At 72.5% G+C, this 19,726-nt stretch carries 17 protein-coding genes; 3 read left to right on the forward strand and 14 right to left on the reverse strand.

Annotation, left to right across the window (positions count from 1 at the left end; genetic code table 11):
- Positions 1-68: 68 nt before the first annotated feature.
- The 3 genes from BM076_RS34140 to BM076_RS34150 form a co-directional block, all read right to left on the reverse strand.
- Complete coding sequence (locus tag BM076_RS34140; protein WP_245796648.1) at positions 69-764, reverse strand: lysophospholipid acyltransferase family protein; 696 nt, start codon at positions 762-764, stop codon at positions 69-71.
- Entirely contained in the window at positions 722-1,465 is a 744-nt protein-coding gene (gene cmk, locus BM076_RS34145; RefSeq protein WP_093717664.1) for a (d)CMP kinase, read from the reverse strand. The genes BM076_RS34140 and cmk overlap by 43 nt, the downstream gene beginning before the upstream one ends.
- A gap of 101 nt (positions 1,466-1,566) precedes the next feature.
- Positions 1,567-2,652: a prephenate dehydrogenase gene (locus BM076_RS34150; protein WP_093717665.1), complete on the reverse strand. Its 1,086-nt coding sequence runs from the start codon at positions 2,650-2,652 to the stop codon at positions 1,567-1,569.
- Between the two features lie 218 nt (positions 2,653-2,870).
- Here BM076_RS34150 and BM076_RS34155 point away from each other — a divergent pair, with 218 nt between their 5' ends.
- On the forward strand, positions 2,871-3,233 hold the full coding sequence (locus BM076_RS34155) for a DUF952 domain-containing protein (protein ID WP_093717666.1): 363 nt from the start codon (positions 2,871-2,873) through the stop codon (positions 3,231-3,233).
- Positions 3,234-3,368: 135 nt separating this feature from the next.
- Entirely contained in the window at positions 3,369-4,100 is a 732-nt protein-coding gene (locus BM076_RS34160) for a nucleotidyltransferase domain-containing protein (protein WP_093717693.1), read from the forward strand.
- Here the strand turns inward: BM076_RS34160 and BM076_RS34165 are convergent.
- The 11 genes from BM076_RS34165 to BM076_RS34215 all read right to left on the reverse strand — a co-directional run bounded on the left by BM076_RS34165 (position 4,047) and on the right by BM076_RS34215 (position 17,346).
- Positions 4,047-5,099, reverse strand: coding sequence for an ADP-ribosylglycohydrolase family protein (locus BM076_RS34165; RefSeq protein WP_093717667.1), 1,053 nt, complete (start codon positions 5,097-5,099; stop codon positions 4,047-4,049). The two genes, BM076_RS34160 and BM076_RS34165, sit on opposite strands and share 54 nt — an antisense overlap.
- Positions 5,096-5,884 carry a nucleotidyltransferase domain-containing protein gene (locus BM076_RS34170; protein WP_093717668.1) on the reverse strand — a complete coding sequence of 263 codons (789 nt, stop codon included), beginning with the start codon at positions 5,882-5,884 and terminating at the stop codon, positions 5,096-5,098. Before BM076_RS34170 ends, BM076_RS34165 begins: the two co-directional genes overlap by 4 nt.
- 88 nt (positions 5,885-5,972) lie before the next feature.
- Positions 5,973-7,151, reverse strand: coding sequence for a pseudouridine synthase (locus BM076_RS34175; protein ID WP_093717669.1), 1,179 nt, complete (start codon positions 7,149-7,151; stop codon positions 5,973-5,975).
- Positions 7,151-7,843, reverse strand: coding sequence for an SMC-Scp complex subunit ScpB (gene scpB / locus BM076_RS34180; RefSeq protein WP_245796650.1), 693 nt, complete (start codon positions 7,841-7,843; stop codon positions 7,151-7,153). The genes BM076_RS34175 and scpB overlap by 1 nt, the downstream gene beginning before the upstream one ends.
- On the reverse strand, positions 7,840-8,865 hold the full coding sequence (locus BM076_RS34185) for a segregation and condensation protein A (RefSeq protein WP_093717670.1): 1,026 nt from the start codon (positions 8,863-8,865) through the stop codon (positions 7,840-7,842). The genes scpB and BM076_RS34185 overlap by 4 nt, the downstream gene beginning before the upstream one ends.
- Positions 8,866-8,955: 90 nt before the next feature.
- Entirely contained in the window at positions 8,956-9,732 is a 777-nt protein-coding gene (locus BM076_RS34190; RefSeq protein WP_407640749.1) for a hypothetical protein, read from the reverse strand.
- The gene (locus tag BM076_RS34195; RefSeq protein ID WP_093717672.1) at positions 9,717-10,760 is read right to left on the reverse strand and encodes a ParA family protein; all 1,044 of its coding nucleotides are present in this window, start codon (positions 10,758-10,760) and stop codon (positions 9,717-9,719) included. The genes BM076_RS34190 and BM076_RS34195 overlap by 16 nt, the downstream gene beginning before the upstream one ends.
- Positions 10,761-11,056: 296 nt before the next feature.
- Positions 11,057-12,172 carry an alanine dehydrogenase gene (ald, locus tag BM076_RS34200; RefSeq protein ID WP_093717695.1) on the reverse strand — a complete coding sequence of 372 codons (1,116 nt, stop codon included), beginning with the start codon at positions 12,170-12,172 and terminating at the stop codon, positions 11,057-11,059.
- Positions 12,173-12,323: 151 nt separating this feature from the next.
- A complete protein-coding gene (locus tag BM076_RS34205; RefSeq protein ID WP_407640750.1) occupies positions 12,324-14,276 on the reverse strand; it encodes a tetratricopeptide repeat protein in 1,953 nt (650 codons plus the stop codon).
- 738 nt (positions 14,277-15,014) lie between these two features.
- Positions 15,015-15,641, reverse strand: a complete 627-nt coding sequence (locus tag BM076_RS34210; RefSeq protein ID WP_093717673.1) for an NUDIX domain-containing protein — start codon at positions 15,639-15,641, stop codon at positions 15,015-15,017.
- 49 nt (positions 15,642-15,690) lie between these two features.
- Entirely contained in the window at positions 15,691-17,346 is a 1,656-nt protein-coding gene (locus BM076_RS34215) for a CTP synthase (RefSeq protein WP_093717674.1), read from the reverse strand.
- 546 nt (positions 17,347-17,892) lie between these two features.
- Here BM076_RS34215 and BM076_RS34220 point away from each other — a divergent pair.
- The gene (locus BM076_RS34220; protein WP_093717675.1) at positions 17,893-19,704 is read left to right on the forward strand and encodes a glycoside hydrolase family 15 protein; all 1,812 of its coding nucleotides are present in this window, start codon (positions 17,893-17,895) and stop codon (positions 19,702-19,704) included.
- Positions 19,705-19,726 lie beyond the last annotated feature (22 nt).

Consider the following 19,726-nt stretch of genomic DNA (forward strand, 5'->3'; position numbering starts at 1 on the left):
GTCCCGTGCGTGTCCGTGCGTGTCCGTACGTACGTGTCGGTGCGTTGCGTTTCCGTGCGTACGTGTCCTCAGCGGCCGGTGGTCTGCTTGGCGTACTTCAGGTGGGCGGTGAGCCGCTCCTGGATGCGGAGCGTCGCGGCGTCCATCGCGCTGCGGGTCCGCCGCCCGCTGCCGTCGCCCGCGTCGAAGGGCTCGCCGAAGACGACGTCGATCCGCGAGCGCAGCGGCGGCAGTCCGCGGATCGCCCGGCCCTTGACGGTGCTGCCGAGGACGGCGACCGGCACGACGGGCGCGCCGGAGCGCACCGCGAAGTACGCCAGGCCGGACCGGAGCTGGGCGAAGTCGCCGTCGCCCCGGGTGCCCTCGGGAAATATGCCGAGCACACCGCCGCGCTCCAGGACGCCGAGCGCCGCGGTGATCGCCGTACGGTCGGCGCTCTCGCGGTCGACCGCCACCTGCCCGATGGAGCGCAGGAACGGGTCGAGCGGTCCGACGAAGGCTTCCTTCTTCACCAGGAAGTGCAGCGGGCGCGGCGAGATGCCGATCAGCATCGGGCCGTCGATGTTGTGCGAGTGGTTGCCCGCGAGGATGACCGGGCCCTGCGCCGGGATCCGCCAGGCGCCGAGCACCCGGGGCCGCCACAGGCCGTTCATGAGGACGATGCCGATCCGGCGTCCGACGGCCGCTCCGCGCGGGCCGGGCACCGTGCCGTGCTGTGCGGTCACCTGGTCGCCCGCTTCTCCTCGACCAGGGTGACGATGCACTCGATGACCTGGTCGAGGGTGAGGTCGGTGGTGTCGACCTCGACCGCGTCCGCGGCCTTGGCCAGGGGCGAGGTCTTGCGGCCGGAGTCGGCGGCGTCCCGCTTGATCAGCGCGGCCCGCGTGTCCGCGACGCTCTGCGCGCCGTTCAGCTCGCCGCTGCGGCGGGCGGCGCGGGCCTCGGCGGACGCGGTGAGGAAGATCTTGACGGTGGCGTTCGGGAAGACCGTGGTGCCGATGTCCCGGCCCTCGACGACGATGCCCGCGGGCGAGGTGTCGGCGGCGGCCCGCTGCAGCTCGACCATCCTGGCCCGCACCTCGGGGACCGCGCTGACGGCGCTGACCGCGGCGGTGACCTCCTGGGTGCGGATCGGGCCCGAGGCGTCGGTGCCGTCCACGGTGATGCCGGGGGCCGCCGGGTCGTGGCCCGCGACGATGACGGGCTTGCCCGCGGCGTCGGCGACGGCCACCGGGTCGTTGACGTCGATGCCGTTGGAGAGCATCCACCAGGTGATGGCGCGGTACTGCGCGCCGGTGTCGAGGTAGTTCAGCCCCAGCTTCGCCGCGACCGCCCGGGACGTGCTGGACTTGCCGGTACCGGAAGGGCCGTCGATGGCGACGATCACCGGATTTTCCACAGCGGGGGGCCTTCCTCGTGCACGGAGCCTGGGGGCGGGCGGCCCGGCCGCGCGGCCGGATGCCATTCCCCCAAGGTTACCGGCCGTCCGGGTGGTGGAGCGCCACGGGATTGCCCGGGCTCCCCGGGCTTGCCCGCGCTCCGGGGGACGCTCGGCCTCCCGTGCCGCTACTGCCGCAGCGACCAGCCGCGCTCGCGCAGCGCCACGGTCAGGGCGGCGACGGCGCGCGGCTCGATCGTGAGGTGCACCAGGCCGGCCTGCTGGGCGGTGGAGTGTTCGATCCTGACGTCCTCGATGTTGACGCCGGCCGCGCCCGCGTCGGCGAAGAGCCTGGCCAGCTCGCCCGGCTGGTCACCGATCAGGACGGCGACGGTCTCGTACGCCTTGGGCGCGGTGCCGTGCTTGCCCGGGACCTTGGCGCGGCCCGCGTTGCCGCGGCGCAGGATGTCCTCGATGCCGGCCGCGCCGCCGCGCCGCTTGTCCTCGTCGGCGGACTGCAGCGCGCGCAGCGCCTGGACCGTCTCGGCCAGGTCGACGGCGACGTCGGCGAGCACGTCGGCGACCGGTCCCGGGTTGGCGGCCAGGATGTCCATCCACATGCCGGGCTCGGAGCCGGCGATCCGCGTGACGTCGAGGATGCCCTGGCCGCACAGCCGTACGGCGGCGTCCTCGGCGTGCTCCAGCCGGGCCGCGACCATGCTGGAGACGAGCTGCGGGGTGTGCGAGACGAGGGCGACGGCCCGGTCGTGGGCGTCGGCGTCCATCACGACGGGGACGGCCCGGCACAGGGCGACCAGTTCCAGGGCGAGGTTGAGCACCTCGGTGTCGGTGCCTGGGGTCGGGGTGAGCACCCAGGGGCGGCCCTCGAAGAGGTCGGCGGAGCCGGCCAGCGGTCCGGAGCGCTCGCGGCCCGCCATGGGGTGGGTGCCGATGTACGCGGTGAGGTCGCGGCCGAGCGCCTCCAGTTCGCGGCGCGGGCCGCCCTTGACGCTGGCCACGTCCAGGTAGCCGCGGCCGAGGCCGCGGTCCATGGCGTCGGCGAGGCCGGCCGCCACATGGGCGGGCGGTACGGCGACGATCACCAGGTCGACCGGGCCGTCGGGCTCGCCCGCGGTGCCCGCGCCGAGCGAGGCGGCGGTACGGGCGGCGTCCGGGTCGTGGTCGGTGAGGCGGACGTCCACGCCGCGCGCGGTGAGCGCGAGGGCGGCGGAGGTGCCCATCAGGCCGGTGCCGATGACCAGTGCGGTCCTCACGCGGCGGCTCCCGCGGGCACGGCGGCGCCCTGCCACCGGGGCCGGCCGGCCGCCCGGACCGTTCGTACCGCCACGTCGCTGCTCCCTCGGCTGATCACGTACCTGCCGACCAGGGTAGTCACCGGCGGCGGGCGGCGAGGCCGCCGCCCGTACTGCGAGACGGCGCCGAGGCGGACACCGCTTGCCGCGGCCCCACCCGGACCGGGTAGAACTGCCCCATGCTCTTCCACCTGGTGCCGCTGGACGACTGGCTGCGCACGCCCGAGCGCCCGTACGCCCCCGCTTCGCTCGACGAGGAGGGCTTTGTGCACTGTTCGGCCGACGAGACGGTCGTGCTGGCCGTGGCGGACGCCTTCTACCGCGAGGTGGCGGGGCCGCTGATGGTGCTGCTGATCGACGAGGCGCTGCTGCGGGCCGAGGTCCGCTGGGAGGCGGCCGAACCGGCCCCGCCGCCGGGGGTAGCCGAAGGGACGTCCTTCCCGCACGTCTACGGTCCGGTCGAGCGGTCCGCGGTGACCGGCATGCTGGAAGTCGTACGGGATCCGAACGGCCGTCCGCTCGGGCTGACGGCCTGGTCGTAGCGCCGCTACGCCCCTGCGGGCCGCACCCGGCCCGGCGGTACCAGGGGCCACGCCGTCACCGTGCGCAACGCGATCACCGCACGAAGCAGTGGAAACTCCGGCGCTTGGTCGGACTTCATGGCGATAATCGCCCTCATGCGCGATTCGCTGGGGCACGACCTCGTCCGGGACCACACGGTCTATGCCTGCGTCATGGGCTCGCGCGCCTTCGGTCTGGCCACCGAGGGCAGTGACACCGACCGGCGTGGGGTGTTCGTGGCCCCCACCGAACTTTTCTGGCGGTTCGAGAAGCCGCCGACGCACGTCACCGGGCCGCGCGACGAGCAGTTCTCCTGGGAGCTGGAGCGATTCTGCTCCCTCGCGCTGCGCGCCAACCCCAATCTCCTGGAGTGCCTGCACTCCCCGCTGGTGGAGTACGCCGACGCCACCGGCCGCGAACTGCTCGACCTGCGCGGCGCCTTCCTCTCCCGCCGCGCCGAGGCCACCTTCCGCGGCTACGCCGATCAGCAGCTCGGCCGGATCGAGGCCGACATCCGCCATCACGGCGCTCCGCGCTGGAAGCACGCCATGCACCTGCTGCGGCTGCTGCTGTCCTGCCGCGACCTGCTGCGCACCGGCCGGCTCACCATCGGCGTCGGCGACCACCGCGAGCGGCTGCTCGCGGTCAAACGGGGCGAGCTGACCTGGGACGAGGTCCGCGCCTGGATGCGCACCCTGCACGAAGAGGCCGAAACCGCCGCCACCCGCACCCCGCTGCCCGCTGACCCGGACGAGCCCCGCGTCGAGGACTTCCTCATCCGCGTCCGCCGCGCCTCAGCCGCCGCTTCCACCCCCCGCGCCGTCCCACACGCCGCCGATCTCCCGTAGCTCGTCCCCGTACTCGATCCGCTCCGCCCACTCCCGCGGCCAGGCCCCCGCCCCGAGATACGCCCCGGCGAAGGCGCCGGTCAGGCAGGCGATCGAGTCCGAGTCCCCCGAGCTGTACGCGGCCCGGCGCAGCGCGGTCACGGGCTCGTCGGGGAAGAGCAGGAAGCACAGCAGTCCGGTCGCGAACGCCTCCTCGGCGATCCACCCCGCTCCGGTCGCCAGGCACGGATCGGCCTCCCGGTCCGGCGCCCGCAGGGCCTCCTCGATCCGGTCGAGCACCTCCGCGCACTCGTCCCAGCCGCGCTCGGTGAAGTGCCGGGGCGTGGGGTCCTGCGCGTACGTCCACAGGTCGCCCAGCCAGTACTCGTGGTAGTACGACCGGTTCGCCGCCACGTACTGCCGCAGCAGGCCGAGCAGTTCGCCGGGCCGCGTCCCCTCGGCGAGCAGCCGTATCGCGTACGCCGTCAGGTCCGACGCGGCCAGGCCGGTCGGATGCCCGTGCGTGAGCGCCGCCTGGAGCTGCGCGACCCCGCCCCGCATCCGCTCGGTCAGCCCCGGCGCCAGCGCCGCCGGCGCCACCCGCATATTGGCTCCGCACCCCTTGGACCCGGTCTGGCTGGCCTCCTGCCATGTCCGCTCCGGCCTGCTCAGCAGCCGGCAGGCGGTCATGCACGTACGCCCCGGCGCCCGGTTGTTCTCCGGCGACCGCCACCATTCGACGTATTCGTCGCGCAGCGGCCGGACCAACCGCAGCGGGGTCAGCGGGCCGCGGTCCATGGCCGTGCGCAGGCCGCGGGCGAAGGCCAGCGTCATCTGTGTGTCGTCGGTGACGAAGGCGGGCTCCGGCAGTTCCATCCCCCGCCAGGGGCCGAACTTGTCGGCGATCATCGCCACCGTGCAGAACTCGGTCGGGAAGCCGAGCGCGTCACCGAGTGCCAGACCGAGCAGGGCGCCGGTCGCCGGACGTCTGCCGGGGGTGCCGGGCGGGCCGGCGGTCATACGGCGGCCTCGCGGGTGCGGATGAGCAGGGCGTGGAGGGCGTCGTAGGAAGTGGGGCGCAGCGGAAGGGGGGAGGCGGACTGGGCCGCGTCGAGGGTGGCGTGGAGGGTGTCGACGTCCACGCGGAGGCGGTCGGGGTCGAGGTCCTCGGCGAGGCCGTGCTCGGCGTGGGTCTTCTGCGCGATCAGGTCGGGGACGTAGGCGGGCGCGTCGTCCGTCAGGTCGAGGAGGGTCGGCAGGTGGGCCTGGACCTCGCCGGTGCGCATCAGGTGGATGCCGGTGAGCAGCACCCGGAAGGTGTAGAGCAGCGGCTTCAGCTCGCCGTTCTTCTCGTACAGCCGCCACTGGGTGCGGGCGAAGCCGCGGTAGTGGTGGGCATGGTCGCGGGTGAGGACGCCGGGGGCCAGCGCGGCCAGCTCCGCGTGCACATCGGTGGTGTGCACCACCAGCGGCGACAGCAGCTGCTCCAGCACGTAGCCGTTGCGCCGCAGCATGAGGCGGATGAACTTCAGCAGGTCGTGGGTGACCAGGTCCAGTTCGAGACCGTCCCGGTCCCACATCCGGGTCTGCGTCTGCTCGCCCTCCCGCAGCCCGATCACCTCGCGCAGCGGCAGCAGGTGCACCCCGCGCAGGTCGACGTCGGAGTCGCGGGACGGGAACCCGTACAGATGCGCGCCGGAGACGGTCGCGAAGAGCAGCGGGTGCCCGCGGCCGAGCAGTTCGGCGACGACGGGGCTGAGGTCGGGTACCCCGGCGGCGCGCAGGGGGTCGGCGTGGATGGTCATGACGCCATCCAAGCCGCCGCACCGCCCTGTTGACCAGATCTTTTGGCCGCCCCTACGGCCCGGCCCGCGGCAGGACCCGCGAACGGCCCTACAGCTCGACCTCGTGCATCAGCATCCCGACCTCGGTGTTGGTCAGCCGCCGCAGCCATCCCGACTTCTGGTCGCCCAGCGGGATCGGCCCGAAACTGGTGCGGACCAGCTTGTCGACCGGGAAGCCCGCCTCGGCCAGCATCCGCCGCACGATGTGCTTGCGCCCCTCGTGCAGGGTCACCTCGACCAGGTAGTTCTTGCCGGTGTTCTGCACGACCCGGAAGTGGTCGGCGCGCGCCCAGCCGTCCTCCAGCTCGATACCGCTCTTGAGCTGCTTGCCCAGGTCCCGCGGCAGCGGCCCCTGGATCGCGGCCAGATACGTCTTCTGCACGCCGTACCGCGGGTGCGTGAGGCGGTGCGCCAGCTCGCCGTGGTTGGTGAGCAGGATCAGGCCCTCGGTCTCGGTGTCGAGCCGTCCGACGTGGAAGAGCCGGGTCTCGCGGTTGGTGACGTAGTCGCCCAGGCACTGGCGGCCGTCCGGGTCCTCCATCGTGGAGACCACACCGGCCGGCTTGTTCAGCGCGAAGAACAGATACGACTGGGTGGCCACGGTCAGCCCGTCGACCTTCACCTCGTCGTGGTCGACGTCGACCCGCAGGCCCTGCTCGGTGACGATCCGGCCGTTGACCTCGACGCGGTGCTGCTCGATCAGTTCCTCGCACGCCCGGCGCGAGCCCATTCCGGCCCTGGCCAGCACCTTCTGCAGCCGCTCGCCCTCCTGCTCGGCGCCGGGGAAGGTCTTGGGCGTACGGATCTTCGGCTTGCTGTGCCGCTCCCGGTTGCGCTCCTCGATCTGCGCCTCCAGCTCGCGCGGCCGCGCGGGGGCCGGTCCACGGCCCCGGTTGCCGGTCGGCTTGGTGCTGCCGGGCTTGGTGCGGGGCATACCGCCGGGCTTGTTCGCACCGGACTGGCCGGTGCTGCCCACGTCGTAGCGGCGCTCCTCGGGACGCGGCTTGCCCTTGGGACGCGGGGCCGGGCCGTCGCCCCTGCGGGGGGCCTCACCGCGGCGCGCGTCACCGGAGCCCGAGCGGCCGTCGCCGGAGCGGCCGTCGCCGCGCCCTGCGGCACCCCCGCGCCCACCGGTGCCACCGTGCCGGTCGGCGTCCCGGGACCTGTCGCCCCCGCCGCCGCCCCGCGGATTCCGGTTGCCGCCGCTGTTCCTGTCACTGCTTCGCATCAAATGTCCGTCGTCGAGGTGTCGTCCGGCGCGTCCGGGTCGAACGACGGAAGGCCCTCCTGGGACTCCGCCTCGACCGCGTCCGCCTCCGGCAGGAACGGTGCTAGCTCGGGCAGCTCGTCGATGCTGCGCAGGCCCATACGTTCCAGGAAGTAGTTCGTCGTCCTGTACAGGATCGCACCTGTCTCGGGTTCCGTCCCACCTTCCTCGACCAGCCCGCGCTGGAGGAGGGTGCGCATGACGCCGTCGCAGTTGACGCCGCGCACCGCCGAGACCCGGGAACGGCTGACCGGCTGCCGGTACGCGACGACCGCCAGCGTCTCCAGCGCGGCCTGGGTGAGCCGGGCGTGCTGGCCGTCCAGCACGAATTTCTCCACGGCGGGCGCGAAGGCCGGCCGGGTGTAGAAGCGCCAGCCGCCGGCGACGAGCCGCAGGTCGAAGCCGCGGCCCTCGCGGGTGTAGTCGTCGGACAGCTCGCGCAGCGCCTTGCCGACGGCCCGGCGCGGCCGTTCCAGGACCTTGGCCAGGTGCTCCTCGGTGGCCGGTTCGTCGACGACCATGAGCACCGCTTCCAGGGCGGGCTTCAGCTCCAGCTCGGCCGTCGCGGCGGCGAGCAGGCCCACCGGGGCGGCCGTACCGTCCGCCGCGCCGACCGCCGCGAGGGCCTCGGTGATATCCGCCACGTCCGTCATTCCGGGTCCTTCCCCTGCTCGTCACGCGCCTGCTCGTCCTGCTGATCCTGCTGATCCCACTCGCTCCGCTTGCCTTGCTTGTCCTGCTCGTCCCGCTTGCCCGGCACCTGGTCGAACTCGTCGGTCAGCAGCGGGGCCGCCGCTTCCTGCCCGCCGCCGGTCCAGCGGACCTGGAGCAGGCCGAGCGCCTCCTCCTGGTCGAGCGCGACCGCCTTCTCGCGGTACAGCTCCAGCAGCGCCAGGAAGCGGGCGACCACGGTCAGCGTGTCCGGCGCGTCCTCGGTCAGCCGCCCGAAGCTGGCCACGCCCAGCTCGCGCAGCAGCGCGATCACCCGCTCGCCCTGTTCGCGGACGCTGACCAGCGGGGCGTGGATGTGGTCGACGTACACCTGCGGCTTGGGCTTGGGCAGCATCGCCTTCACCGCGAGCTGCGCGAAGCGCTCGGGGCCGATGCTGAGCACGACCTCGGGCAGCAGTTCCGCGTGCTGCGGTTCCAGACCCACCGTACGGGGGTAGCGCAGCGCCTCGCTCTCCAGCCGCTCGGCGAAGATCGCCGCGATCTGTTTGTACGCCCGGTACTGCAGCAGCCGCGCGAAGAGCAGGTCCCTGGCCTCCAGCAGCGCGAGGTCCGCCTCGTCCTCGACCTCGGCGGACGGCAGCAGCCTGGCCGCCTTCAGGTCCAGCAGGGTGGCCGCGACGACCAGGAATTCGGTGGTCTGGTCCAGATCCCAGTCCGGGCCCATGGCGTTGATGTACGCCATGAACTCGTTGGTGACCCTCGACAGCGCCACCTCCGTGACGTCCAGCTTGTGCTTGGAGATCAGCCCGAGCAGCAGGTCGAACGGCCCCTCGAAATTCGACAGCCGCACGGTGAAGCGGTCGCCCGCCGCCGCGGCCCCGGGCTCTTCGGTCTCGGGCTCGGGCTTGGTTTCCTGCTCCTGCTCGGGCTCCTGCTCGGGTTCCGGATCGGCGGCGGCGCCGAGCCCGAGGCTGCGGCGGGGTGTGGCGGGTGAGGTCGGCATCGGGGTCCAGGGGTACGAAGTGGTCTGAGCAGGCTACTCGCCGCAGCAGTCCGCGCCTCGTTCCCGGGCCACGAGCCGTCGCAGTGCCGGTCAGCGTCCCCGCAGCCGGCGGACGAGGATGCTCGCGTCGCCGCGCGACTCCAGGTCGGCGAGGACGACGGCGACGGCTTCGCGGACGATCCGGCCGCGGTCGATGGCGAGCCCGTGCTCGCCGCGCAGCACCAGCCGGGCGTGCTCCAGGTCCATCAGCTCCTCGGCGGAGACGTAGACCGTGATCTTCTCGTCGTGCCGCTCGCGCCCGCTGGGGCGGCGGTTCTGCCGGGGCGCCTTGCGGCGCGGCTGCTGGGACTGCGGCTGCGCCGTGATCGGCGGCTGTACGCGGTCGCCCTGCGACTGCGGCGCGGGCACGGTCATGGTGACCGACGGCGTACCGCCGCGCTCGGCGGAGTTCAGCGGGCGGCGGGACGTCGGAATGTCCCGGCCGCCGTGCTCGGCGCTCTCGTCACCCGGACCGCCGCTCGGACCGGTACCGGAACCGGCGCCCTGACCCGTACCGGAAACGGTGCCGGTGCGCGCCTCGGACCCGCCCTCGCCGTCCGTACGGTCCGCCGCGTCCTGGCCGGCGTCGGCGTCCTCCGGCCGCTCGGCCGGCTCGTGCCTGCCGTCGCGCTCCGCCGGTACCGGCCGCAGCCGGCCGTCCGCCGGAGTCCCGTTCTGGCCGTCACGGCCGTCACGGCCCTCACGAGCGTCGCCGGCCGGACCGCCGGGGCCGCCGGGGTGCTGCCGGGGCTGCGGGGCCTGGAGCGCCGCTCCCCCGGTGGTCCGGAACAGTTCGTCGGCGCCCGGCAGACTCACTCGGCGTGGCACCGGGCGAGCACCTCCCTGGCGAGCTGGCGATACGCGGCGGCGCCCACGGAGTTGGACGCGTAGGTGGTGATGGGCTCGCCCGCGACCGTGGTCTCGGGGAAGCGCACCGTGCGTCCGATGACGGTGTGGAAGACGTGCTCGTCGAACGCCTCGACGACGCGCGCCAGCACCTCGCGGCTGTGCACGGTGCGCGAGTCGTACATCGTGGCGAGGATGCCGTCCAGCTCCAGCTCGGGGTTGAGCCGCTCGCGGACCTTCTCGATGGTCTCGGTGAGCAGCGCGACACCGCGCAGCGCGAAGAACTCGCACTCCAGCGGCACGATCACCGAGTGCGCGGCGGTGAGCGCGTTGACCGTCAGCAGACCGAGCGAGGGCTGGCAGTCGATGACGATGTAGTCGTAGTCGGCCATCAGCGGCTTGAGGGCGCGCTGCAGCGAGGACTCGCGGGCCACCTCGCTGACCAGCTGGACCTCGGCGGCCGACAGGTCGATGTTGCTGGGGAGCAGGTCCATGCCGGGCACCGCGGTCTTCAGCAGGCACTCGTCGGCCGCGAGGCCGCGCTCCATCAGCAGGTTGTAGACGGTGATGTCGAGTTCCATCGGGTTGACCCCGAGGCCGACTGAGAGCGCGCCCTGCGGGTCGAAGTCGACGAGCAGCACCCGGCGGCCGTATTCGGCCAGCGCGGCACCCAGGTTGATGGTCGAGGTGGTCTTGCCGACCCCGCCCTTCTGGTTGCACATCGCGATGATCTTCGCGGGGCCGTGGTTGTTCAGCGGATTGGGGATCGGGAAGTACGGCAGGGGCCGGCCGGTGGGGCCGACACGTTCGCGGCGCTGCCGGGCCGCGTCCGGGGCGAGGGTGGCCGCGTACTCCGGATCCGGTTCGTACTCGGCGTCCGGGTCGTAGAACTGCCCGTCCTGCAGGTCGTTGTCGTTGAAAGGCGCCATGGCGTAAGCAGGTTGCGTCTCTGTGGTCGTCTCGGGCCGGCGGGACTCGAAGGTGCGGACCGCGACGGAACCGACGGTCATTCCTGGTTGACCACCCCCGGGAGCAAATGTCGACTCATTCACAAGTCGTCTTACCTCCTTGGTGACCAGGAAACTTCTAGACAGGTCAGCGTGACTACAGCCGACGATTCGCGACTCTATGGCGTGTCGGTGGTCCACAGCAACACAATCCGCCGGACACGGCACGATGTGTCGGCAACCGAACACCCCGCTGTCAAGGGCGTAAGCACATGAACGGCCGGGTCTCGACGCACAAGACCCGGCCGGTGGTGCGGTGTTGGCGCAATGTTGACGCCGCTGGTCACAGTGGGCGCGGGTCAGCCCAGGAGGGTGTGCAGGTCGGTGGAGTCAAGACCGTGCGCCTCGGCGACGGGTTCGTAAACGACCTGTCCCTCATGCGTGTTGAGACCGAGGGCGAGAGCCGCGTCACGTCGCAGCGCCTCGCGCCAGCCGCGGTTGGCCACCTCGACGATGTACGGCAGCGTCGCGTTGGTCAGCGCGTACGTCGAGGTGTTGGGCACCGCGCCGGGCATGTTGGCGACGCAGTAGAACACCGACTGGTGCACCGGGAAGGTCGGTTCGGCGTGCGTGGTGGGGCGCGAGTCCTCGAAGCAGCCGCCCTGGTCGATCGCGATGTCGACAAGGACGGAACCCGGCTTCATGCGCGAGACCAGTTCGTTGGTGACCAGTTTCGGCGCTTTCGCGCCCGGGATCAGCACGGCGCCGATCACCAGGTCGGCGTCGAGCACGGCCTTCTCCAGCGCGTAGGCGTTGGAGGCGATGGTCTGCACCCGGTTGCCGAAGACCTTGTCGGCCTCGCGCAGCTTGTTGACGTCCTTGTCGAGCAGCGTGACGTGGAAGCCGAGACCGAGCGCGATGGTGGTGGCGTGCCAGCCGGAGACACCGGCGCCGATGACGACGGCCTTGCCGGACTGGACGCCGGGGACGCCGCCGGGCAGGACGCCGCGGCCGCCGGCCGAGCGCATCAGGTGGTAGGCGCCGACCTGCGGGGCGAGCCGGCCCGCCACCTCGGACATGGGGGCGAGCAGCGGGAGCTGGCGGTTGGCCAGCTCGACCGTCTCGTACGCGATGGCGGTGGTGCCGGACTCCAGCAGCGCGTCGGTGCACTCGCGGGAGGCGGCCAGGTGCAGATAGGTGAAGAGGGTCTGGTCCTTGCGCAGCCGGTGGTACTCCTCGGCGATCGGCTCCTTGACCTTCAGCAGCAGATCGGCGGTGGCCCACACCTCGTCGGCGGTGGCGAGGATGCCCGCACCTGCCGAGACGTACTCCTCGTCGGGGATCGAGGAGCCGCCGCCGGCGCCCTGCTCGACGAAGACCTGGTGTCCGTTCCTGACGAGTTCGTGCACGCCGGCCGGGGTGATGGCCACGCGGAACTCGTTGTTCTTGACCTCGCGGGGGATGCCCACCTTCACGTCGATCACGCGTCCTTGCCCTCAGGGAAAAATGACCGCTTTGGGGCGGCGAGGGCCAGTCTAGTGAAGGAAGACTCTCTGTCCAGCCTTACAAAGTGACCACTTTGGCCAAGACCATTGGCAGTTTCGTAGGTATACAGCGCGGGGGTGGTCAGTTCTCGGCAGGTGAGGCGCCCGCGGCGGGCGGGGTGACCGGCGCGTTGGCCGACGTGTTGGCCGGAGCGGCGACCGGAGCGGTGAGCAGCCGGTCCGCGGCGGCGCGCTGCGCCGCGGCGCCGCTGGGATCACCCAGCCGGTCCAGCGTGTCGGCGAGTCGCAGCAGGATCGCGCCCTCCAGGCGGCGTTCGCCCGCCTTGCGGGCCCAGTACAGCGCGTCCCGGCAGCTGCGCAGCGCGTCCTCCGGATAACCGGCGTACTCCTGCACCCGGGCCGCCTCGGTCAGGGCGCGGGCCTGTCCTGCGAGGTCGCCGAGCCGCCGGTACGCCCCGGCCGCGGCGCGCCATTCGCGCAGCGCGTGCCCGTACCGGCCGTCGTAGGTGAGCAGGGCGCCGATCCGGCCGTGCAGCCGGGCCTCGTGCTCGGTCTCGCCGCGTTCCTGGCGCAGCGCGAGTGCCCTGCCGTACCAGTCGGTGGCCCGCTGCGGGTCGCGCCGCTCCTGGTACGTGCCGCCGAGCGCTTCCAGGACGCGGCCCTCCGCCTCCTGGTCGTCGCACGCGCGGGCGGCGTCCAGCGCCGCGCGGTAGCGCTCCAGCGCGCGGTCGGAGCGGCCCGCGAACGCGTCGAGGTCGCCGAGATTGATCAGGGCGGCGGCCTTCTCGCGGTCCAGGCCGCGGCGCTCCGCGACGTCCAGGACCAGGCCGTGGAGTTCGTACTGCTCGGCGGCGGTGCCCGCGCCGACCGCCTGCAACGCCTGGACCTCGGCGGCGATCAGGCGTCTGGCCAGGGTGTCCAGGTCGCCGTCGGCGACGGCGGTACGGGCGGCGGCCAGCAGCGCGGGCTGCCGGGACCGCAGCCAGGCCACGGCCGTGCCGCGCGAGTCGAAGCTCAGGCTGCGCGGGCCGTCGTCGGGCAGCCGCCGCTCGGCGAGCGCCGCGCCGCAGGTCAGCAGCAGCCGTACGGTGCGCTCCAGCATCCGGGCGCGGGCCAGCCGGATCTCCTCCGGGCGGTCCCGGGACTCCAGCAGGCCGCGCAGCAGCGGGCCGAAGCAGCCGGGCAGGCGGTACTGCGGGGGGAGTTCGGGGCCGGTCTCCGGTCCCGGTGTCAGCAGGGCGCCGGCCACGAAGTCGTCCAGGGTGCTCTGCGCCGCGGCGACCGAGCAGCCGGCGAGGGCCGAGGCGACCTGGGCGTCGACCGTGCCGGCCGGGGCCAGGACCAGCAGCCGCAGTATCCGCGCGGCGGTCGGCGGCAGGTCGTCGTGGACCAGGCGGAAGGAGCGCAGGAGTTCGCCCTGCGCGGTGGCGCGGGGCGGCTCCGCACCGGTCGTGGCGGGCGGTTCCGCCGGGACCGCGCGCAGCCGGGCCGCGGCGTCCGCGACGGAGAGCGTCGGGCGCGCGACGAGCCAGGCGGCGACCAGCCGCAGCGCGGTGGGGTGCCCGCCGATCTCCTGCACCAGCGTCTCGGCGGCGCGCGGGTCGCAGGTGACGCGGGTGGAGCCGATGGTGTGTGCGAGCAGTTCGACGGCGGCGGGTGTGTCGAGGCCGCCGAGTGTGCAGGGGCGTACGTCCGGGACGCCCGGCAGCGGGCCGTCGGACGTGACCACGACGAGGCTGCCGGGGGCGTCCGGGATCAGCCCGTCGAGCTGGTCGGCGTGCTGGACGTCGTCGAGTACGAGGAGGGCTCTGCGGTGGCCCGGCTCACGGGTACGGCCCAGGGCCCGGTCCACCGCGCGCGCCGCGTGTCCGGCCCGCACCGGGTCGCCGTCCGGCGTGGTCATCCGGAGGAAGACCTGGCCGTCCGGGTAGTCCCCCGCCACGTCCTCGGCGAGCCGCACCGCCAGCGCGGTCCGCCCCACGCCCGGCCGTCCGGCCACGAGCAGCACCCGGGCCCGCTTTTCGCCTCGGGCGCCGAGCCCCGCCCGCCCGATCTCCCCCCGCAGCTCCCCCAACTCCCTTGTCCGCCCCACGAACACCCCGGCGCCCCCGACCCGCCCGCCCCGCACAAGGGGTGGCCCGAACACCGGCTCCTCCCCACCGCCGGACGGAACGTCAGCCACGGGTTCGGCACCCGCATCCCCCGCCGGGGCGCCCGCTAGTTCCCCGGGCAAGGACCCGGCGTCCGATTCCCGCCCGGACGGCGCCACGTCTTCCAAGCTCGCGCTGCCGGACGCATCACCTTCCCCCTCGCCGGGCGAAGCCTCACCAACCGGACCGGGCTCGGGTGACGCCGACTCCTCCCGCCCGCCAGGCGCGTCCTCGTCCTCCGGGCCCGGCCCGGACGGCCCGACGGCCGCCGCCGGTGCGGCGCCCTCGTCTTTGGTAGGCGAAAGCGAGGCGGCTCGGTCAGGCTCGGGTGGCGCCTCGTCTTCCCGCCCGCCGGGCGAAGCGCCGGGGCCCGCGCTGCCCGATGCGGCACCGCCTCCCTCGCCGGGCGAAGCCTCGGCAACCGGGCCCGGGCCGGGTGGGCCCGGGGGGCGGCGGGAGCTGCCGGTGGTGGGGGGATCCGTAGCGGAAGGCGATCCGTTGGGGTTCAGCGCCTGATCCGTCACGGTCTACGCTCCCGGCTCAGTGGGTCGTCCGCGCTGGGGCGCGGCTAGGCCGCCGAGCCTAGTTCACGTGGTCCGGCCGGACCGGGGGTCCGACGCGGCCGACCACGTAAATGATCACTCCATCGGATCAGCCGGTGATCAGGGCGTGAACGGCCGGGCCGGCCAGGCCGCCTCGGCGGGACGGAGCGCGTCCAGGCCGCCGTCCGCGGCGAGGGCGGCCTGGAGGGCGAGGACGCCCACGACGAGGCAGTTGTTGTGCAGGTCGCCCGCGAGGACGCCGGCGACCACCTCGGCGAGCGGCACCCGCGCCAGCTCCATGTCGGCCTCCTCCTCGGCGACCGCGAACCGCTCGCCCTCCGCCTCGGACACGCCGCGCGCGAGGAAGATCCGTACGGCCTCGTCGCTGCCGCCGGGGCTGGTGTAGACGTCGGTGAGGACCCGCCACTCCTCGGCCTTGACGTGCGCCTCCTCGTACAGCTCGCGCTGCGCCGCGTGCAGCGGATTCTCGCCGGGGATGTCGAGCAGCCCGGCCGGGATCTCCCAGAGCTTGTGCCGCACCGGGTGCCGGTACTGCCGCAGGACGAGCACCCGGCCTGCCTCGTCGAGCGCGAGGACAGCCACGGAACCGGGGTGGACCTGATAGTCGCGCACCGCGGTGGTGCCGTCCGGCATGACCACCTCGTCCGACCTGACGGACGTCTTCTTGCCGGTGAACGGCGTGGCGGTCGCCGAGACCCGCCACTCCTCCTGGGTGTCCTTCAGCATGCCGCGCCTTCCGAATCCGTGACCGTTGCATCCGTGACCATTGCCGTACTCAGCCCTGCTGCTGCCGCTCCACCGCCGCCTTGACCAGCCCGGCGAACAGCGGGTGCGGCCGGGTCGGGCGGGACTTCAGCTCGGGGTGCGCCTGCGTCGCGACCAGGTACGGGTGCACCTCGCGCGGGTACTCGACGTACTCCACCAGCTTGTTGTCGGGCGAGGTGCCCGAGAAGACGATGCCGGTCGCCTTCTCCAGCTCCGCGCGGTACGCGTTGTTGACCTCGTAGCGGTGCCGGTGCCGCTCCTCGACGTACGGCTGGTCGCCGTACACCTCGCGGACGATGGAGCCCTCGGCGAGCCTGGCCGGGTAGGTGCCCAGCCGCATCGTGCCGCCGAGATCCCCCTTGCCGTCCACGATGTCGAGCTGCTCGGCCATGGTGGAGATCACCGGGTGTCCGGTGCCCGGGTCGAATTCGGTGGAGTTCGCGTCGGCGATCCCGGCCAGATTGCGCGCCGCCTCGATGACGACGCACTGCAGCCCGAGGCAGAGGCCGAGCAGCGGGATGCCGTTCTCGCGGGCGAAGGTGATCGCGGTGACCTTGCCCTCCACACCGCGGTCGCCGAAGCCGCCGGGCACACAGATCGCGTCCACGTCACCGAGCTGGGCCGCCGCGCCCGCCGGGGTGCGGCAGTCGTCCGAGGTCACCCACTTCACGTGCACCTTGGCGTTGTTGGCGAAACCGCCGGCGCGCAGCGCCTCGGTCACCGACAGATAGGCGTCGGGCAGATCGATGTACTTGCCGACCAGCGCGACCTTCACCTCGTGCTCGGGCTCGTGCACCCGCTTGAGCAGGTCGTCCCACTGCGCCCAGTCCACATCCCGGAAAGGCAGGTCCAGACGGCGGACGACGTACGCGTCCAGGCCCTCGGTGTGCAGCACCTTGGGGATGTCGTAGATGGACGGCGCGTCGATCGCGGCGACCACCGCGTCCTCGTCGACGTCGCACATCAGCGAGATCTTCCGCTTGATGGCCTCCGGCACGTGCCGGTCGGCACGCAGCACGATCGCGTCGGGCTGGATGCCGATGTTGCGCAGGGCGGCGACCGAGTGCTGGGTCGGCTTGGTCTTCAGCTCGCCCGACGGGCCGATGTACGGCAGCAGCGAGATGTGCACCACGAACACGTTCGCCCGGCCGACCTCGTGCCGGACCTGGCGGACCGACTCCAGGAACGGCAGCGACTCGATGTCGCCGACGGTGCCGCCGACCTCGGTGATGACGACGTCCACGTCGTCGGTGGCCATCCGCCGGATCCGCGACTTGATCTCGTTGGTGATGTGCGGGATGACCTGCACGGTGTCGCCCAGGTACTCGCCGCGCCGCTCCTTGGCGATCACGGTGGAGTAGATCTGGCCGGTGGTGACATTGGCGGAGCCGGCGAGATTGACGTCGAGGAACCGCTCGTAGTGACCGATGTCCAGGTCGGTCTCGGCGCCGTCGTCGGTGACGAAGACCTCGCCGTGCTGGAAGGGGTTCATGGTGCCCGGGTCCACGTTCAGATACGGGTCGAGCTTCTGCATGGTGACCCGCAGGCCGCGTGCCTTGAGCAGCGCCCCGAGGCTGGAGGCCGTCAGGCCCTTGCCGAGCGAGGAGGCCACACCACCGGTGACGAAGATGTGCTTGGTCGTGGTGGTTTTGGGCGCACTCTTCATAAATGGTGCCAAGACGGGGCTCCCGTGGTCGCGAGGTGAGGGTCGGGACGGCGTTCGTGCTTGGGAGCGCCGTCGCGGCGGTTCAGTGGTTCATCCCACCGGCCCACGGGCTACCAGGGTATCAGCGCCGCCGCCCGCCGATCGCTCCGCCACGTCGGGCGCCGGGCGGCCGGGACGTTTCGCGGCACGTGACGGGGTACGGATTCCGGACATGACGAGGTACGCGATCCGGACATGACGAGGTACGCGTTCCGGACGTGCGGGGGTACGGTTTCCGGCCTGCTCCCCAGGCGCCGCACGGCGTGTTTTCCGGTGCCGCGGCGGCCCGCGGGGAGGGTGCGACGGGTGTACACCCGACCGGCGCAGCGAAGATCGCGGAGACATGCGCACGCCCTGCGCCGACGACGTATCCTGCACGGACGCATTTCATGCGAGCCGGCCGGCACGGCACCATCCCCGCCCGCTCCCGGATCATGAGCTCGTCGAAAATCCCAGACCGCAAGACCGTCCCGCCGGGGCGGCGCCGTCGTTCGACTGGAGTGGTACGTGGCCGGGCTCATCGAGGACTACGCACTCATCGGTGATATGCAGACCGCCGCACTGGTCTGCCGGGACAGCACGGTGGACTGGCTGTGCCTGCCCCGTTTCGACTCCCCCGCCGTCTTCGCCGGACTGCTCGGCACCGAGCAGCACGGCTTCTGGCGGCTCGGCCCCGCGCACGCCGAGGGCACGCAGCCGCCGACCGCGACGCGCCGGAAGTACCGGGGCGATTCGCTGGTGCTGGAGTCGGAGTGGGCCACCGAACGGGGCACGGTCCGGGTGATCGACTTCATGCCGCCGCGCGACGGCGCGCCGCAGTTGATCCGGATCGTGGAGGGCGTGCACGGCCGGGTGCGGATGCGTTCGACTCTGCGGATGCGGTTCGCCTACGGTCAGGTCACGCCGTGGGTGCACAAGGTCGGCGACCGTACGGTGGCGGTGGCCGGTCCCGATTCGGTGTGGCTGGACACCGAGGTCGACACGTACGGCGAGAACCTGACGACGTATTCGGAGTTCACCGTCGCGCAGGGCGACCGGGTGGCGTTCACCATCAGCTGGGAGCCGTCGCACAAGCCGCAGCCCTCGCTGCCGGAGCCGGAGGCGGCGCTGACCGCCACCGAGGACTTCTGGCGCGAGTGGGTCGAGCAGTGCACGTACACCGGGCCCTACCGGGACGCGGTGGTGCGCTCGCTGATCACGCTGAAGGCGCTGACCTACGGTCCGACCGGTGGCATCGTCGCCGCGCCCACCACCTCGCTGCCCGAGGACATCGGCGGGGTGCGCAACTGGGACTACCGCTTCACCTGGCTGCGGGACGCCGCGATCACGCTGTCCTCGCTGCTGCGCACCGGCTACCGCGAGGAGGCCCGCGCCTGGCGCGAGTGGCTGCTGCGCGCGGTGGCGGGCGACCCGGAGAATCTGCAGATCATGTACGGCATCGCGGGCGAGCGCGAGCTGGGCGAGAACGAGCTGCACTGGCTGCCCGGTTACGAGGGCTCCACGCCGGTCCGGATCGGCAACGGCGCCGCGCACCAGTTGCAGCTCGACGTGTACGGCGAGGTCACCGAGGCGCTGCACCTGGGCCACATGACGGGCCTGGCCCGCAACGACTACGCGAGCGTGCTGCAGCTGAAGCTGATCCGCTACCTGGAGAAGCACTGGAACGAGCCGGACGAGGGCATCTGGGAAGTGCGCGGCCCGCGCCGCCATTTCGTGCACTCCAAGGTGATGGCCTGGGTCGCGGTCGACCGCACCGTCAAGCTCATCGAGTCCGGCGAGGTGGACGGCCCGCTGGAGAGGCTCAAGGAGCTGCGCGAGGAGATCCACTACGACGTGTGCGAGAAGGGCTTCGACCGGGAGCGCAACACCTTCACGCAGTCCTACGGCTCCAAGGAGCTGGACGCGTCGCTGCTGCTCATTCCGCAGATGGGATTTCTGCCGCCGGACGACAAACGGGTCATCGGCACCATCGAGGCGATCCAGCGGGAGCTGTCCACCGAGGACGGTTTCGTGCTGCGCTATCCGGTCTCCAGCGGCGCGGACGGCGAGGAGAATCTCGACGGTCTGCCCGGCGACGAGGGGGCCTTCCTGGCCTGCTCGTTCTGGCTGGCCGACGACCTGGCGATGATCGGCCGGGTCGAGGAGGCCCGCAAGCTCTTCGAGAAGCTGCTCGCGCTCCGCAACGACCTGGGGCTGCTCGCCGAGGAGTGGGACCCGCGCCGCAAGCGGCAGGTCGGCAACTTCCCGCAGGCGTTCAGCCATGTGCCGCTGATCGACACGGCTCTGCGGCTGACGGCCACGGGCGCCTTCCGGGCGTAGGGCGCGCTCGGCAGCCCCGGCC

Origin of the sequence: Actinacidiphila alni (assembly GCF_900112845.1) — a bacterium.
In the GTDB taxonomy this organism is placed as follows: domain Bacteria; phylum Actinomycetota; class Actinomycetes; order Streptomycetales; family Streptomycetaceae; genus Actinacidiphila; species Actinacidiphila alni.